Origin of the sequence: Paenibacillus sp. SZ31 (assembly GCF_012912005.1) — a bacterium.
GTDB lineage: Bacteria > Bacillota > Bacilli > Paenibacillales > Paenibacillaceae > Paenibacillus.
Window position 1 is genome coordinate 79,881 of the sequence record NZ_JABBEA010000012.1, and the last position, 14,881, is coordinate 94,761.

The following is a 14,881-nucleotide window of genomic DNA, read 5'->3' on the forward strand; positions in this document are numbered from 1 at the left end:
AACCTCCTTATTTATGTTAAGGATTTTGAAGTCCTTGTGGTTACAGTACAACTGTTAGATGAGATTAACAATACTGAATCTCCAATAGGTCAAGCTGAGGGCATGTGGGGTTCCAGTATTTTGAATAACACTCATATTTGTTGTCTGAAATGGAAGATGCCAGTTCCCACATGTATAATGGTGGAAAGCCATTGAAAAACATAATCAATGAGGAAACGGGGACGAATAATTGGAAAAGCAGGCATTGAATATTCCGTTGATTACAGATGCAGAGGAACTGCAAAGCATGGTGGGTGAACCTCATGAACATGTGCGTAACAAGGCAATTTCATTTGTGGATTCACATGTTCAGAATTTTCTATCCATGTCACCATTATTTTTCCTCTCCACGTCCGATCGTGATGGGAAAAGTGATGTATCCCCACGGGGCGATGGAGCGGGATTCGTAAAAGTATATGATACATATCGGCTTGTCTATCCCGAACGCCCAGGCAATCGGCGGATAGACTCCTTGTTGAACATCTTGTCTAACCCTGGTATTGGTATGCTCTTTTTGATTCCGGGTCTGAATGAAGTGCTGCGCATTAATGGTGCAGCGACCATTACCAAGGATGAAGAATTTATCGCGAGTATGGGCTGGAGCGGTAAAACGATTGGTGCGGCTGTCATTGTGGATGTGGAAGAATGCTTTATCCATTGTCCGCGGGCATTCAAACAAGCTGGATTATGGTCTGCTGAAACATGGGTGGACGCTGAGGATTTGCCTTCCACGAGCGATATGTTTCGAGCCCATTTGGAGATTAACGGGTTGTTATAAAGTGAGTGGCTATCGATTTGTTTTTCTATAAACGGGGTACTATAATTGGAGTTGCACTAAAATTCTAAACTCCATTGGAGGCGAAAATAGATATGAAATCTTTCCAATTCTATAATCCAACCCGACTGATTTTCGGTAAAGGACAACTGGAAGCATTGAAAACAGAAGTGCCGAAATACGGTAAACGGGTTCTGCTTGTATATGGTGGCGGCAGTATCAAACGCAGTGGTTTGTACGATCAAGTCATCGGTTTGCTTAAGGAAGCTGGAGCAGAAGTGACAGAACTGGCTGGCGTGGAACCTAACCCGCGTCTTTCTACGGTGCATAAAGGGGTAGACCTCTGCAAAACAAATAATATCGACCTGATCCTCGCTGTAGGTGGCGGTAGTGTATTAGATTGCTCCAAAGCTATTGCTGTAGGTGCTAAATATGATGGCGATATGTGGGACTTTGCTCAGCGCAAAGCCGTTGCACAGGATGCTCTTCCACTCGGTACCGTATTGACGATGGCAGCAACGGGTTCGGAGATGAACTCCGGTTCGGTTATTACCAATCAGGATACACAAGAAAAACTGGGCTGGGGCAGCGCCTATTCATTCCCTGCATTCTCCATCCTGGATCCGGTGAATACATACACTGTTCCGCTGGACCAAACGGTATACGGTATGGTGGATATGATGTCCCACGTATTGGAGCATTACTTCCATCTGGATGCCAACACACCGGTTCAACTCGGCTTCTGTGAGACGATTCTGCGTACCGTAATGGAAGCAGCCCCGCGTCTGGTAGAAGATCTGGAGAACTATGAACTGCGTGAAACAATTCTGTATTGCGGAACGATGGCATTGAATGGTGTACTGAATATGGGTCTCGCAGGAGACTGGGCAACACATAATATCGAACACGCGGTATCCGCAGTGTATGACATCCCACATGGCGGTGGACTGGCAATCTTGTTCCCGCACTGGATGAAACATAACCTGGATGTCAATGTGGACCGATTCAAACGCCTTGCGATCAATGTATTTGAAGTGAATCCTGAAGGCAAGTCGGATAGACAGGTTGCTGAAGAAGGTATTGATGCACTCAGCAAATTCTGGACATCCATTGGTGCCCCTAACCGTTTGGCTGATTATGATATCGATGATAGCCAAATCGACGTTATGGCTGATAAAGCGATGTTGTTCGGCCCATTCGGTAACTTCAAGAAACTGCAACGGGAAGATGTTGTATCGATCTACAAGGCTTCTCTGTAATTCAATACTCACTGACAAGTGAACGGACACATCCTGTTGTTCAATAACCGCAAGTCTCCTTCATGGGGGCTTGCGGTTTTTTTATTCAATACCCATTATCGGATCCAGAATACATTTGAGGAAAGATTTTGAAACATTTTGATGTTAGTTACGTATTTATTTACATGTGGAATGCCCAGATAGGATGAATTTGCGGCAGAGGAGAGGAGGAACAAGGGATGGAGACAATTTATTGGGGGTGTCTAATCGGAGGGGCGATATTTGCGGTTGTCAGCCTTGTGCTGGGTGACTTGATTGATGGCTTGATTGACGGAGCCTTCGAAATGCCAGGTCTTGATTTTTTCAAACCCGTTGTGTTAGCTGGTTCTATTACAACCTTTGGTGGAGCAGGCATTATGCTGACACGTTATAGTTCATTAAGTGCGATGTCCGGTCTAATATTATCCCTGCTTATAGGTATTGCTGCAGCCATGCTGGTATTCTTCGCTTATATCAAACCGATGCGTAACAGCGATGTCTCCATTGCATTTTCAATGAAAGAGTTAGCAGGAAAAATTGGGGAAATCACCATTCCGGTGCCAGAAAAAGGTTTTGGCGAAGTGATGATCCGTTTTGCTTCCGGTAGTACGATTCAGACAGCATCCAGTTTTGAACACCTCCCCATTGCGGCGGGAGCCCGTGTTGTTGTGGTGGATGTTGTAGATGGCGTACTGCGTGTGTCGGAATGGGATGAGGATGTACTTAAAGATTTATAACGTATTCTTATTACCTAAGTAGTTTGAGCACTCATAAATGAATAAGGGGAGAGATGTGGAATGGAAAATTTGAATTTGAACTGGGATGTTTTGTTGATTCCTATAGTTGTAGTTGGTGTCATTCTGATTTTGGGTTTGGCTTTCTGGGCGAGATACAAAACGGTTGGACCGGATGAAGCGATGATCGTTACGGGATCATTCCTGGGTAGCAAAAATATTTCCGATGATGACTCTGGGCGGAAAATTAAAATTGTTCGTGGTGGCGGTGCATTTATCCTGCCGATATTCCAGCAATCTGAGTTTATCTCCTTGTTATCCCACAAGCTGGATGTCTCCACACCTGAAGTGTACACGGAACAGGGTGTTCCAGTTATTGCTGACGGTGTCGCTATTATCAAGGTTGGTGGCGCTGTAGAGGACGTTGCTACGGCAGCGGAGCAATTCATCGGTAAACCTGTAGAAGCGCTGAGAAGCGAAGCACAGGAGGTACTTGAGGGGCATTTGCGGGCCATCCTCGGTACGATGACGGTGGAAGAAGTATATCGCAACCGGGATCGGTTTGCGCAAGAGGTTCAAGGAGTCGCAGCTAGAGATCTGAAGAAAATGGGACTACAGATTGTCTCGTTTACCATCAAGGATGTTCGTGACAAACAGGGATACCTGGATGCTCTCGGTAAACCGAGAATTGCGGCGGTGAAGCGTGATGCCGAGATTGCCGAAGCGGAAGCGATGCGTGATGCACGTATTCAAAAGGCCAATGCGGAAGAACAGGGTCAAAAAGCGGAGTTGCTGCGTGATACCAATATCGCCGAGGCAGCCAAAGAGAAAGAACTCAAAGTAGCCACATTTAAGCGGGATCAGGATACAGCAAAAGCGGAAGCCGATCAGGCGTACCATATCCATGAAGCACGTGCGAGACAGACCGTGGTGGAAGAAGAAATGAAGGTTGAACTCGTTCGTAAAGAACGTGAGATCGATCTGCAGGAAAAAGAAATCGTCGTACGTGAGAAGCAATATGATGCCGAAGTGAAGAAAAAGGCCGAAGCGGATCGTTATGCGGTGGAGCAGGCGGCCGAAGCGGATAAAGCCAAGAGAATGCGTGAAGCCGATGCGGTACAGTACTCGATCGAAACGCATGCCAAAGCAACCGCTGAACAGAAACGACTTGAAGGTCAGGCTATGGCGGATGCGGAACTCGCAAAAGGTACAGCGGATGCAGAGGTTATTCGTCTACGTGGTCTTGCTGAAGCAGAAGCGAAAGAAAAACTGGCTGAGGCGTTCCAGAAGTTTGGCGAAGCGGCTGTACTCGATATCATTGTCAAAATGTTGCCTGAACTGGCCGGCAAAATTGCAGAGCCAATTGCATCCATTGATAAACTGACTGTGGTAGATACAGGTAAAGGTGAAGGTGCCACGCGGGTTAGTAACTATGTTACCGAGTTAATGGCCACAGCTCCAGAGATGCTCAAGAGTGTATCCGGCATCGATGTAGAGCAGCTGATTAAAGGCCTTACCAAGTCCAAAACACCTGCGCCGGTTGCCATCCAACAGAGCGAGACTGTAACGACCCCTTCTATAATCGACAAGATTGTGGAAAGAGCTGGGGTTGACGAGTAAGAAGCACTTCGAATGTTGCATGGTTGCTCTATTGACCTAAAGGCGAAATTTTGTTACTTTTTAAGCGAGACGTCCGGCGCGATTTGCCTGCTCCGGATGTCTTTTCGTTCTTAACTAGGGTGTGACTTATCACATCTAAGATGGTGTGAAAAAGAGGTGCAAACTTTGAGTAGCCTGCATGTAGCCAAAGCGCTAAATAATAATGTAATCATCGCACAGCATCCTGAACATGGGGAAGTCGTCGTGATTGGTAAAGGCATCGGCTTCAACAGGAAAACCAATGACATTATTCCACTAATGGCTGTGGAGAAGATGTTCATTTTGAGAAACCAGCAAGAGCAAGAGCAGTACAAGCAGCTACTTCCACAGGTGGATGAAGCGCTGATCGAGATTATTAACGAAGTCATTACGTATATTGCAGAGCGTACGGACGTTCCTCTGAATGAACATATCCATATTGCATTAACCGATCATATTTCTTTCGCGTTAAAACGCAAGGAGCAGGGAATTGTCATACAGAACCCGTTTCTATATGAAACCCGTGAGATATATCCTGAAGAATATCGGATGGGAGAATACGCTGTTCGTCTGATCAAGGAGAAAATGGGTGTAGATCTGGGGATGGACGAGATTGGTTTTGTTGCCCTTCATATCTATAGCGCAATGACTAACCAGAATATATCCCAGGTACGTGAACACTCACAGCTGATCACCGATTTGGTGAACCTGGTGTCCGACCAACTCGATTATTCGTTTGAAACGGAATCGCTTGACTACTCCCGTTTGCTGACTCATCTTCGATTCGCTCTTGAGCGTGTTCGTCGTGGAGACAAAGTCGAAGAACTTCATAAATTGGATTCGCTGCTTAAGTTGGAGTACCCCGAAATGTACTCGCTTGCATGGAAGCTGACCAAGGTAATGGAGAAAAGGCTGAGTCTGCCAGTCTATCCTGCGGAAGTAGGCTATCTGACCATACATCTTCAACGGCTGTATCAGCGGAAAGAAGAAGAGAATAAGTGAAATCATTCCATTGATGGAATGCGGGATTGATTTTTTTGCTGTAAAGGCTTGCAATGGATTAGAACTGGTGCTACAATGGTCTCCGTAATCAAGCAACTGAATAAACAAAAGCGACGTGTTACTGACTCGATCAGGCATGAGTTAATTAGAGTGTGATTGTTCTTTCCTTGTACAGGGTATGCTATACCCCAAGGTTGGTACAGTTCACTTTATTAATTCATGCCTTTTTTGTGTCCCCTTGCTTGCATCACGACACACAACTTAGACGAAAGGGAGAATACGACGCGATGTTTAAAAAGCTTTTCGGTGTCTTGCAAAGAGTCGGTAAAGCTCTCATGTTGCCTGTAGCCATTCTGCCTGCGGCAGGTTTGCTGCTCGGAATCGGTAACATGCTGGTTAATCCAGACTTTTTGCAATATGTAACAGCGCTCGACACCCCATGGGTGAACTCGATCGCAACAATTATGATGAACGCAGGTCAGATCGTATTCGATAATCTGGCATTGCTGTTCGCCGTCGGTGTAGCCGTCGGATTGGCCGGTGGCGAAGGGGTTGCGGGTCTTGCAGCCATCATCGGTTATCTGGTCATGAACGTCACACTGGGTACCGCGGTAGGAGTTACCCCGGCAATGATCGGCGAAGTACCGGGTTATGCCAGCATCCTGGGTATCCCAACATTAAGTACAGGCGTGTTCGGAGGTATTATTATAGGTATTGCCGCCGCGCTGTGTTACAATCGATTCTTCAAAATCGAACTGCCGTCTTACCTGGGTTTCTTTGCAGGTAAACGCTTTGTTCCGATTATCACTTCGGTTGTTTCACTCTTAATTGGTTTGCTTCTCGTGATAATCTGGCCACCGATTCAAAATGGATTGAATGCTGTGTCTCACTTCATGGTAGATACAAGCCCGACATTGTCGGCATTTATCTTCGGAGTCGTGGAACGGTCATTAATTCCGTTCGGTCTTCACCACATTTTCTACTCCCCATTCTGGTTTGAGTTCGGTGAGTACGTAAACAAAGCTGGAGATGTGATTCGTGGAGACCAGCAGATCTTCTTCAATCAATTGCGTGATGGTGCAGACCTCACAGCGGGAACGTTCCAGGTTGGTAAATTCCCGTTCATGATGTTCGGTTTGCCAGCAGCTGCACTTGCGATGTACCATGAAGCAAGACCAGAACACAAGAAGTATGTTGCAGGGATCATGGGTTCGGCAGCGTTGACTTCGTTCCTGACAGGGATCACAGAACCACTTGAATTTTCGTTCCTGTTTGTAGCTCCAATCCTGTTTGCAGTACACTGTATCTTTGCAGGTTTGTCTTTCATGACCATGCAAATTCTGGGTGTCAAGATCGGTATGACCTTCTCCGGTGGGTTCATTGACTTCCTGATCTTCGGTATTATTCCGAACCGTACACCATGGTGGGACGTGATTATCGTCGGCCTGATTCTTGCAGTGATCTACTATTTCGGTTTCCGATTGATCATTCGCAAATTCAATCTCAAAACACCAGGACGCGAAGATGCAACGCCTGAAACAGCATCTGGCGGAGGTTCCGGTTCAACGGATGATCTGCCTCATAACATTCTCGAAGCTTTTGGTGGCAAGGAGAATATCAAACATCTGGACGCTTGTATTACTCGTTTGCGGATTGAAGTTAATGAGAAATCCAATGTGAAAAAAGATCGTTTGAAACAATTGGGTGCATCTGGTGTGCTTGAAGTGGGTAATAATGTTCAAGCCATCTTCGGAACACGTTCCGATACGATTAAATCTCAAATGCAGGATATTATTGCAGGACGAACACCAGCACCAACGCCAGCAGCTGCTAAACCAACTCCTGAAGAGGAGAAGGCACAAGGTGAGCAAGGCGAGCGTATCGTTGCTGAGGATATCGTGATGCCAGTGAATGGTGAATTGCTGGACATTTCGAATGTACCTGATCCGGTCTTTGCTGAGAAAATGACAGGTGATGGGTTCGCAATTTTGCCACATGATGGCACAATAACTTCTCCTGTGTATGGTAAAGTGTTTAATGTATTTCCAAGCAAACATGCCGTGGGCATCATGTCTGACGGTGGCAAGGAAGTGCTTGTTCATATAGGCGTCAATACGGTGAAGCTGAAAGGTCAAGGCTTTAACGTACTGGTGCAGGAAGGTGATCTGGTATCGGCTGGTCAGCCGATTATGGAAGTGGATCTGGAGTATGTCAAAGCAAACGCTCCATCGATCATTTCACCAGTTATTTTCACCAACCTGCCAGAGGGCTCCACAGTGACCTTGAAGAAGAGTGGAGTGCTCAAAGTTGGCGATCAGCCAATCATTGAGATAAAATAAGAAGTGTTACGACGATGGCAAGCAAGTGTAAATATATGCAATGCCTAAACCAAATTACTGAAAGTGAGATGATTGTAATGCAACAAACATTCAGAATTACAGACGAAGATGGTATCCACGCACGTCCGGCGACAGCCCTGGTTAATACAGCTAACAAATTCAAAGGTGCAGAATCCTTTGCAGAAGCTAACGGTAAAAAAGTAACTTTGAAATCCATCTTGGGTGTTCTTTCCCTCGGATTGGAACAAGGCGACACTATCAGCATCATCGTTGATGGCGAAGGCGAAGCTGAAGCTCTTCAAGCTTTGACTGACGTTATGGTTAACGAAGGGTTGGGCGAAATTAATGCTTAATGTCTCCGGGATCGCGGCTTCGGCGGGTATTGCTATCGCCAAGGCGTTTATCTTGGAGCATCCTGATTACTCTGTAGAAAAACGCCAAATCAACGACGTTGACGCAGAGATCGCGAAACTCGACTCAGCTCTGGGTAAATCCCAGGCTGAGCTTGAGGCGATCAAAGAGCGTACTTTACAAGAGCTTGGCGAGAAAAAAGCTGAGATTTTTGCTTCGCATTTGCTCATTCTGAATGACCCGGAACTGATTGATCCGGTTAAAGCTAGAATTGCAGATGACATGATCAATGCAGAATTTGCTTTGAACGAAACGGCATCGCAATTTATCTCCATGTTCGAGAACATGAAGAGTGAATACCTGCAGGAACGTGCAGCAGATATGCGTGACGTTACCAAACGTGTGCTAAATCACTTGCTTGGTATCGACTTCATGAGTCCGGCTGAGATCAATGAAGAAGTAATCGTGCTTGCGGAGGATCTGACGCCTTCCGACACGGCTCAACTGAACCGCCAATTTGTTAAAGGTTTTGCAACCAACATTGGTGGACGTACTTCTCACTCGGCAATCATGGCTCGCTCTCTTGAAATTCCGGCTGTTGTTGGAACCAAGGACATCTTGGCTCAAGCGAAACAAGGCGATATGATCATTGTTGACGGTCTGGATGGTCACGTACTGGTTAATCCTACGGATGAAGTTATTGCTGAATACCGTGCCAAACAGGAACAGTATGATGCACAACGTGCAGAGTGGAGAAAACTACGTGATGAGCCAACGGTAACCGTGGACAACGTTCATGTTGAACTTGCAGCCAACATCGGTACACCGAATGATGTAACGGGTGTTCTGGAGAACGGTGGCGAGGCTGTAGGCCTGTACCGTACGGAGTTCTTGTACATGGGCAGAGACAAACTTCCTTCCGAAGACATTCAGTATAATGCTTACAAAGCGGTACTGGAAAAAATGGAAGGTAAACCTGTCGTTGTTCGTACACTCGACATCGGTGGAGACAAAGAGCTTCCATACCTGGATCTGCCAAAAGAAATGAATCCATTCCTCGGCTTCCGCGCAGTTCGTCTGTGTCTGGACCGTCTGGATATCTTCCGTACACAATTGCGTGCATTGCTGCGTGCAAGCGTACATGGAAACCTGCGTGTCATGTTCCCAATGATCGCAACACTCGGAGAATTCCGTGAAGCAAAAGCTGTCTTGCTCGAAGAGAAAGAGAAGCTGGTTGCTGAAGGTATTGCTGTTTCTGACAGCATTCAACTCGGAATCATGGTCGAAATTCCTTCGACTGCAGTTCTGGCGGATCAGTTTGCCAAAGAAGTGGATTTCTTCAGTATCGGAACGAACGATCTGATTCAATACACAATGGCTGCTGACCGTATGAACGAACGAGTGGCTTATCTGTACCAACCTTACAACCCGGCCATTTTGCGTTTGGTTAAAATGGTTATCGATGCAGCGCATCGTGAAGGCAAATGGGTTGGCATGTGTGGTGAGATGGCAGGAGACGAAACAGCAATTCCATTGCTGCTCGGTCTTGGATTGGATGAGTTCAGCATGAGCGCAACATCCATTCTGCCAGCTCGTAGTCAGATCACCAAGCTGTCCCGTGCGGATATGCAGGAACTGGCTGCTAAAGCTCTGGATATGCAAACGGCTGAACAAGTTGTTGAATTGGTTCAAAGTATTCAAGCGTAATTTTGCCGGAGTTTCCTCCGGATTTGAGGTTTTTCTTTTTCCGATAATGAGCTGCATTCATGCAGCGATTTTGCCGGTATCCGCGAATCATGTGGATATCGGCTTTTTTTGTTGCTCGAATGTATAGGAAATAAAAGGGGAGTACAAGGAGAAAGGTCCTTTAATGTCCAGCCAAAAAATGCTCTTACTGATGTAGTTAACATCAGCAAGAGCCTGAATTAGTATTCACTTAGTGCTTAGCTGCACGCGCAGTTCAGTACAGGTTTGCGGGCCGCTGTAGTCTCATCAAGACGAGTAACCGGTGTACCGTAAGGTGCGTTCAGGACCAATTCAGGTGTCTCTTCCGCTTCTTTGGCAATCCGTATCATCGTATCAATGAACCCATCCAGCGTTTCTTTGCTTTCGGTTTCTGTCGGCTCGATCATGATGCATTCCTCCACATTGAGCGGGAAGTACACTGTAGGCGGGTGATATCCAAAATCAAGCAATCGTTTGGCGACGTCAAGTGTACGCACACCATATTGCTTCAGTCCTCGACCAGACATGACGAATTCATGTTTACATACGCCCGGATACGGAATTTCGTAGTAAGGTGCGAGGCGTGCCATCATATAGTTGGCATTCAGTACCGCACATTCAGAGACACGGCGCAAGCCTTCCGGTCCATAGGTGCGAATGTAGGCATAGGCACGTACCAAAATACCGAAGTTACCATAGTAGGCTTTCACCCGGCCAATGGATTGATCTCCTTCACGATCGAATGCATACATACCATCATCATTTTTGATCACCATCGGCTTAGGCAGGAACGGAATCAAACGACTTTTCACGCCGACTGGTCCTGCACCTGGTCCACCACCGCCATGAGGCGTACTCATCGTTTTGTGCAAGTTCAGATGCACCACGTCAAAGCCCATATCACCCGGACGGGTAATGCCCATAATGGCATTGGAGTTGGCTCCGTCATAATACAACAAGCCACCAGCCTGGTGTACGATGGATGCAATCTCCTGAATGTCTTTCTCGAACAAACCAAGTGTATTCGGGTTCGTCAGCATCAATGCTGCTGTATCCGAACCGACGGCTGCACGGAGTGCGTCCAGATCGACCAGTCCGTCTGCACGGGACGGAATTGTCACAGTCTCAAATCCTGCAACGGTTGCACTTGCCGGGTTGGTACCATGAGAAGAATCGGGCACGATGACTTTGGTACGTTGTTCACCACGACCTTCGTGGTAGGCACGAATCATCATAAGTCCAGTCCATTCTCCATGGGCACCAGCGGCCGGTTGCAGGGTCACAGCGTCCATACCTGTCAGACCTGCAAGGTCGTTTTGCAATGTATATAACAGTTCAAGAGCACCTTGAATGCTGGATTCATGCTGGTACGGATGGATTTTGGCGAATCCATTGTAACGGGCTACATCCTCATTAATCTTCGGATTGTATTTCATCGTACAAGAGCCGAGTGGATAAAATCCGTTATCTACACCGAAGTTGCGACGGGACAGCGCAGTATAGTGCCTGATAACATCTACCTCGAACACTTCCGGCAGTGCCGCTGCTTCCGAACGGAGCATTTCCCGGGGAATCAACGTATCGGCAGACTGGCGAGGAACGTCACATTCTGGCAAGGAATAAGCGACACGTCCAGGACTGCTGAGTTCAAAAATCAATGATTGTTCTGGAGCAGGAGACAGGGTCTGTGCACTGAATGTTGTATTCGTCTCAGGTTGAGCCGAAGTGGAGAAAGAGCTACCTGTTTCAGGTTTTCCTTGTACCGATGTTGTCGTTGTCGTCGTCGTTTCCTGAGTCACAGCGATCCCTCCAATGCTCGTGCGAATTCGTCAATCTCTTCCTTACTGCGTCTTTCGGTAACAGCAATCAGCATATGTCCAGTAAGCTCAGGATAATCATGTCCGAGTTCGTAGCCACTAATAAAGCCTGCATCCAGCAGTTTCAACTGAAGAGCATCCACGTCTGTTCCTTCAGGAAGTTTAATAACAAACTCATTAAATGTTGGTGCGTTAAAAGTAAGGCTAACTTCAGGAATGGCAGTTAATGTATTCAGGGTATAATGACTCTTTTGCAAATTCAGATCCGCAACATCGATCATGCCCTGTTTACCCATGATGGACATATATACAGATGCGCTGAGTGCAAGCAAAGCCTGATTGGAACAGATATTGGATGTCGCCTTTTCGCGGCGGATATGCTGTTCACGTGCTTGCAGTGTGAGTACAAAACCGCGTTTGCCGTTGCGATCCGTGGTCTGGCCTACGATTCGGCCAGGAATTCGGCGCATATGAGGCTGGGATACGGCGAAATATCCGCATGTCGGGCCGCCGAGTGAAGCGGCGATGCCGAGGGGCTGTGCATCGCCAACAACGATGTCAGCACCCAGCTTGCCTGGGGCTTCCAGCAGACCCAGCGATAGCGGGTTAGCACTTACGACGAGCAGACCCTTGTGCGCATGCACGAGGTCAGCGGCTTGCTTTACATTTTCCACGGCACCGAAGAAGTTCGGGCTCTGAATCATGACCGCTGCGGTATCGTCCGATATGGCGGCTTGCAGGGCATCCCAGTCAGTGACGCCATCCTTATAACCAATCTCGACAATCTCCAGACGGAGTCCGTGCGCATACGCCTGCAATACCTGACGGGCTTCCGGGTGAACCGTACGGGATACGATGAGCTGTTTGCGACGCGTTGCCGCTGCGGCCAAGTTTCCTGCTTCCGCAAAGGCAGTTGCGCCGTCATACATGCTGGCATTGGCTACAGCCATACCGGTTAATTCACAGATGTAGGACTGAAATTCGAAAATGGCCTGTAGTTCACCTTGGCTGATCTCAGGCTGATAAGGTGTGTAGGCAGTGTAGAACTCGGAACGGGAAATGACATGATTGATGACGGAAGGAACATGATGATCATATATACCTGCGCCGAGGAAGCTGGCGTGTGTTTCGAAATTGGCGTTGGCGCCAGCTTGTTTGGACATGTGACGTGTCAGCGCATATTCATCAAGTTTGGAGGATACGGGCAGCTCGCCCTGATAACGAATCTCTTTTGGAATGTCTTGAAACAGTTCCTCCAGCGTATCCACACCGATGGTTGCGAGCATGGCGCTCTGATCTTGCTCAGTCATGGGAATGTAACGGTGCTTGCTCATGCTTGATCAGCTCCTTGAGTAGGTGTCTTTGACGTACGTGTCCGTTTATGAAAAGGGGTCTTCACGACCTCGGCTTTCAATTTCTTGCCGCGGATCTCAATCTCAAGCGGGGTTCCCAGCGCAGCGTATTTGCTGTCGATGAGGGCAAGCCCCAGATTACGCTTCAATGTAGGTGATTGTGTGCCTGTAGTAACTTCACCAATCTGTACGCCTTCGGCGTAAATCGGATAGTGGGGCCGGGGAATGCCGCGCTCCAGCACTTCGATGCCGACCAGTTTACGGGCAGGCCCGTCAGTTTTTTGCTGTAATAAGGCTTCGTGTCCGATAAAAGGTCCGGCATTCAGCTTCACAAACATGCCTACGCCAGCTTCGAGCGGAGAGATGGTTGCCGACAATTCCTGTCCATACAGGGGGAGCCTCGCTTCAAAGCGCAGCGTATCCCGGGCACCGAGTCCGGTTGGCACCAGTCCGTGACTTTCTCCGGCTTGCATTAATCCATTCCAGACCACAGCGGCCTGGTCCGCAGGTACATATAGCTCAAAGCCATCTTCACCGGTATAACCGGTACGGGACAACAGTAATTTAACGCCACATACCTCTGCATACTGTACAAAACGGAAAGGCTCAATCGAGTATACATCTGTATCCGTAACTTCCCGCATAATATCTACAGCCAGTGGACCTTGCAGGGCGAGCAGCGCCGTCTGCTCCGAATCATTGGTCATGCTTACGCCAGGGATCAGGTGCTCTTGCAGCCACGCCCAATCCTTGTCGATGTTGGAGGCGTTAACGACGAGCATATAATGCTGATCTTCCAGCTTATATACGAGCAGATCATCCACCACACCGCCATCTGGGTAACACATCAGGGTGTACTGGGCTTGACCGGGAACCAGCGTGGTCACATCATTGGTCATCATTTGTTGCAAAAACGCTTCAGCTTGCTCACCCTGTACCGTGAATTCGCCCATATGAGATACATCAAACAGTCCAGCGCGCTCACGCACCGCTTCATGTTCTTTCTGGATTCCGCTAAATTGTACTGGAAGCTCCCAGCCTCCAAAATCAATGCACCGCACGCCTTCATATTGCTGATATAGTGGGAAAAGTGGTGTTCTAAGCAAATCGGACATCAAATCACCTCGTCATGGGCCGTCAACCGGCCGAATATGCAATCGTGGATCAATGAATCAGGGTATTTTTAATTTTGATCTAGACATCTTTAGTAGATAAGTATGGTAAGGCAGCTATGGCAGCGCCGATCTGAATCCTGTTTTTCGTTTTTTTGGGAAAAAGGAAAAGGACAGGCCAAAGAACCGGCATGCCAAGTAGCACGCTGTATTCTAAGGCTCTGTCCCTTGTACCTGAGAGTTACCCCGCCGCATTAGTGCAGCAGGTTTCCCCTTGGGTGATCATAACGCCCGCACAGGGCGAATAGATGCTCTCCAGAGTTGCGTCCCGTAAAAGTCCTTTTGCCTGAGAGATTCACCCCCGCTTATCGGTGGTTTACTCCTTCGGCGTTACCTCATGAACATCCCGAATCGGGTGTCACGGGTAATCTCTCCCTTTACATTCATCCGCGGGTATAACATAGTCCAACAAACACATTTACTCCTCTCATTAAAACGTGAATCCACTGCTGATGTCAAGAACGATATCATAGAAAAGGATTTAAAACCGAATATTTAATATACTTTTAATATTATTGTTCGTGTATTTATAAAGACTGCGCTTACTATTCTAATATTCACCAGTATATGTAGAAAGAGTGTATTCAGGTTACGGTTTGAGGAGGCAATTATTAAATAAATTGTGAGGTATCTTGACATTTGATTCGGAAATATCATACG

At 47.4% G+C, this 14,881-nt stretch carries 11 protein-coding genes and 2 riboswitches; of the genes, 8 read left to right on the forward strand and 3 right to left on the reverse strand.

Annotated elements, in window-relative coordinates:
- The first annotated feature begins 229 nt into the window (after positions 1 to 229).
- The 8 genes from HF638_RS20690 to ptsP all read left to right on the forward strand — a co-directional run bounded on the left by HF638_RS20690 (position 230) and on the right by ptsP (position 9,862).
- Positions 230 to 817, forward strand: coding sequence for an MSMEG_1061 family FMN-dependent PPOX-type flavoprotein (locus HF638_RS20690; RefSeq protein WP_248278215.1), 588 nt, complete (start codon positions 230 to 232; stop codon positions 815 to 817).
- Positions 818 to 909: 92 nt separating this feature from the next.
- The gene (locus HF638_RS20695) at positions 910 to 2,073 is read left to right on the forward strand and encodes an iron-containing alcohol dehydrogenase (RefSeq protein WP_169481854.1); all 1,164 of its coding nucleotides are present in this window, start codon (positions 910 to 912) and stop codon (positions 2,071 to 2,073) included.
- A 218-nt stretch (positions 2,074 to 2,291) separates the two neighbouring features.
- Positions 2,292 to 2,828, forward strand: coding sequence for an NfeD family membrane protein (locus HF638_RS20700; RefSeq protein ID WP_169481855.1), 537 nt, complete (start codon positions 2,292 to 2,294; stop codon positions 2,826 to 2,828).
- A 60-nt stretch (positions 2,829 to 2,888) separates the two neighbouring features.
- Complete coding sequence (locus tag HF638_RS20705; protein WP_169481856.1) at positions 2,889 to 4,445, forward strand: flotillin family protein; 1,557 nt, start codon at positions 2,889 to 2,891, stop codon at positions 4,443 to 4,445.
- A 165-nt stretch (positions 4,446 to 4,610) separates the two neighbouring features.
- Positions 4,611 to 5,465, forward strand: coding sequence for a glucose PTS transporter transcription antiterminator GlcT (glcT, locus tag HF638_RS20710; protein WP_169481857.1), 855 nt, complete (start codon positions 4,611 to 4,613; stop codon positions 5,463 to 5,465).
- A 287-nt stretch (positions 5,466 to 5,752) separates the two neighbouring features.
- A complete protein-coding gene (gene ptsG / locus HF638_RS20715; RefSeq protein WP_169481858.1) occupies positions 5,753 to 7,804 on the forward strand; it encodes a glucose-specific PTS transporter subunit IIBC in 2,052 nt (683 codons plus the stop codon).
- 77 nt (positions 7,805 to 7,881) lie between these two features.
- Positions 7,882 to 8,157 carry an HPr family phosphocarrier protein gene (locus tag HF638_RS20720; RefSeq protein ID WP_017686848.1) on the forward strand — a complete coding sequence of 92 codons (276 nt, stop codon included), beginning with the start codon at positions 7,882 to 7,884 and terminating at the stop codon, positions 8,155 to 8,157.
- Positions 8,150 to 9,862, forward strand: coding sequence for a phosphoenolpyruvate--protein phosphotransferase (gene ptsP / locus HF638_RS20725; protein WP_169481859.1), 1,713 nt, complete (start codon positions 8,150 to 8,152; stop codon positions 9,860 to 9,862). The genes HF638_RS20720 and ptsP overlap by 8 nt, the downstream gene beginning before the upstream one ends.
- A 236-nt stretch (positions 9,863 to 10,098) precedes the next feature.
- Here ptsP and gcvPB read toward each other — a convergent pair whose 3' ends face one another.
- The 3 genes from gcvPB to gcvT all read right to left on the reverse strand — a co-directional run bounded on the left by gcvPB (position 10,099) and on the right by gcvT (position 14,164).
- On the reverse strand, positions 10,099 to 11,562 hold the full coding sequence (gene gcvPB, locus HF638_RS20730; protein WP_169481946.1) for an aminomethyl-transferring glycine dehydrogenase subunit GcvPB: 1,464 nt from the start codon (positions 11,560 to 11,562) through the stop codon (positions 10,099 to 10,101).
- Positions 11,563 to 11,675: 113 nt separating this feature from the next.
- A complete protein-coding gene (gcvPA, locus tag HF638_RS20735; RefSeq protein ID WP_169481860.1) occupies positions 11,676 to 13,031 on the reverse strand; it encodes an aminomethyl-transferring glycine dehydrogenase subunit GcvPA in 1,356 nt (451 codons plus the stop codon).
- Positions 13,028 to 14,164, reverse strand: a complete 1,137-nt coding sequence (gene gcvT / locus HF638_RS20740) for a glycine cleavage system aminomethyltransferase GcvT (protein ID WP_169481861.1) — start codon at positions 14,162 to 14,164, stop codon at positions 13,028 to 13,030. Before gcvT ends, gcvPA begins: the two co-directional genes overlap by 4 nt.
- 216 nt (positions 14,165 to 14,380) lie before the next feature.
- Positions 14,381 to 14,482, reverse strand: a riboswitch (glycine riboswitch).
- Between the two features lie 3 nt (positions 14,483 to 14,485).
- Positions 14,486 to 14,608: riboswitch (glycine riboswitch) on the reverse strand.
- Positions 14,609 to 14,881 lie beyond the last annotated feature (273 nt).